At 70.6% G+C, this 2126-nt stretch carries 4 protein-coding genes; 3 read left to right on the top strand and 1 reads right to left on the bottom strand.

Features of this window, described 5'->3' with window-relative positions:
• Together VHK87_RS13725 and VHK87_RS13720 are read left to right on the top strand one after the other, a co-directional pair.
• A partial coding sequence (locus tag VHK87_RS13725; RefSeq protein WP_329635452.1) for a CPBP family intramembrane glutamic endopeptidase occupies positions 1–975 on the top strand: 975 nt, incomplete at its 5' end.
• A 38-nt stretch (positions 976–1013) separates the two neighbouring features.
• Positions 1014–1256 (top strand): hypothetical protein, encoded by a 243-nt coding sequence (locus tag VHK87_RS13720; protein WP_329635451.1) that lies wholly within the window; start codon positions 1014–1016, stop codon positions 1254–1256.
• A gap of 21 nt (positions 1257–1277) precedes the next feature.
• On the opposite strand, the gene VHK87_RS13715 is transcribed toward VHK87_RS13720, so the two are convergent.
• Positions 1278–1700, bottom strand: a complete 423-nt coding sequence (locus VHK87_RS13715; RefSeq protein ID WP_329635450.1) for a PAS domain S-box protein — start codon at positions 1698–1700, stop codon at positions 1278–1280.
• 54 nt (positions 1701–1754) lie between these two features.
• Between VHK87_RS13715 and VHK87_RS13710 the strand changes: the two genes are divergently transcribed.
• Positions 1755–2126, top strand: a 372-nt coding sequence (locus tag VHK87_RS13710) for a VOC family protein (RefSeq protein ID WP_329635449.1), incomplete at its 3' end; no start/stop codon positions are given.

Raw genomic sequence — 2126 nt, 5'->3', positions numbered from 1 at the left:
CGACGAGCCATCCGAAGGAGAGGCCTGGCCGCCATGAGCGCCCCTCAGACAGAAACGCCGCCGTTCCTGGCCCTGGTGGGCCCGAGCGAGCGCCGCATCTGGCCGGTTCTGGCTGTGGTGCTGGGCGGCGGCGGGCTGGCCTTCCTGGCCTCTGTGATCGCCTCGATGGCCGCGCTAGTGGCCAGCGCGATGGTGTTCGCCGACGACCTGGGCGGCGGGTTCTCCGCGGCCGTCGAGACCCTGATGCAGGCCAGTACGGGCCGGCCGCTGATCAGCTACCTGGCCGAGCTGTCGACCATCGGCGTCGGCTTCGCCGCCGCCCTGGCGGTGTTCCTGTTGGTGGCGAGCCGGGTCTACGGGCGGCCGATGATTAGCTTCCTTACGGCGGCGCCGCGGTTCCGCTGGCGCGCCGTGGCCAGCGGCTTCCTGCTCGCCGCGCCACTGATCCTGGTGATCATCGGCCTGGAGGTGATGCGCAGCCCGCCGCCGGAGACCGCACCGCTGCTGAGGACGGAGGCCGTCGGGGCGAAGCTGGCCTACGCGGCCGGCGCCCTCGTCTTCCTGTTCCTGGCCGCCTTCGCCGAGGAGGCGGTGTTCCGCGGCTGGGCGCAGCAGCAGGCGCGGGCCTTCACCCGGCGTCTGTGGATCATCCTGCTGGTCCCGGGCGTGCTGTTCTCGCTGGGCCACGCCGACCCAAACCCGGACGCTTTCCTGGTCCGGGCGGCGATGGGGGTGGCCTGGGGCTGGATTGCGCTGCGCACCGACGGGGTGGAGTTCACCACCGGAGCGCACCTGGCCAACAACCTGATGATCGGCTTTTTCCTGACGCCGATCACCTTCGAGGCGCCCAAGCCGCTGCCCTTCGACTTCATCAGCCTGGGGCTGGAGCTCGTGGTGCTGGTGGCGCTGATCGCAATCGTCGAGTACGGCCGCCGCCGGCCTGCGCTGGGGCGGCGTCTCGGAATCGTTACCTAAGCCTTAACGGCCGGCTTGGGAGTTGCTACCGTGGGCCCATGGTGTCCCAAGCCGAGACCGCGCCTGCGAAGCGCACCCTCAAGCAGACCGTTTTTCGCCTCGCGCCGTTCATGCTCCTGGGGCCCATCACCGGGCCCCTGGTGGCTGGCGTGGTCCTGAACCTCAAGGACCGGCGGCCGGTTCTGGCGGGGCTCTACGCCATCCTGCTGATCGAGCTCACCCTGGCGGCGCCGCTGCTGGCCGCCGTGCTGACTAAGATGGCCGCCGACCTGGCGGTCTAAAGCGTCTCGAAATGGAACGGGTCAGGGCGCGCCGGCGAGCCGTTTGCGCAAAGCCCGCATCTCCTCGAACTTCGCGGTGACGTCCCGCATCACCGAGACCATGGCCGCGACCTGGCCGGCGCCGTCCTTCACCAGCACGATTGAGAACTCCAGGCTGATGCGTGCGCCGTCCTTGCGAAGGCCGGGCGCGGCCAGCAGGTCGCCTGCGCCGTAGCGGCTCGCGCCCGAAGCGATCACCCGGTCGTAGCCTTCCCAGTGGCGGCCCCGCTGGGGCTCCGGGATGATCAGGTCCAGGGACTGGCCGAGGGCCTCGGCTGCGGAGAAGCCGAAGATCCGCTCCGCGCCGGGGTTCCAGAAGACGATCGCCCCTTCCCGGTCGCTGGCGACGATGGCGTCGGAGGCCGAGGCGAGCAGGGCGGGGCCGAGGGCGGCTTGGATATCCATGGTCCAGAGCCTACGTCCACCAGCGGAGCCGATCCAGCAGCGGAGGCCGAACACATGCTGACCGTGACGGGCGTCGACCACCTGGTCCTGCGGGTGAAGGACCTGCCCGCCATGCTGGCCTTCTACGTGGACGTGCTCGGGTGCCCCATCGAGCGGCGCAACGACGAACTGGGCCTCATCCAGCTGCGCGCCGGATCCAGCCTCATCGACCTCGTCCCCGTTGACGGCCGGCTCGGCCGGGCCGGCGGCGCTGCGCCGGGGGAGGCGGGCCGCAACCTCGACCACTTCTGCCTGCGGATCGCGGGCTTCAATCTCGAGGCCGTGCGCCGCCACCTTGAGGCCCACGGGGTCGAAGTCGGCGAGAGCGGCCTGCGCTACGGCTCCACAGGCGAGGGGGTTAGCGTCTACCTCGCAGATCCGGACGGC

This window comes from Phenylobacterium sp. (assembly GCF_036263695.1).
Taxonomy (GTDB): Bacteria; Pseudomonadota; Alphaproteobacteria; order Caulobacterales; family Caulobacteraceae; genus Phenylobacterium.
Note: the sequence above shows the minus strand (reverse complement) of the source record. Positions and strands in the feature narration are given on the sequence as shown.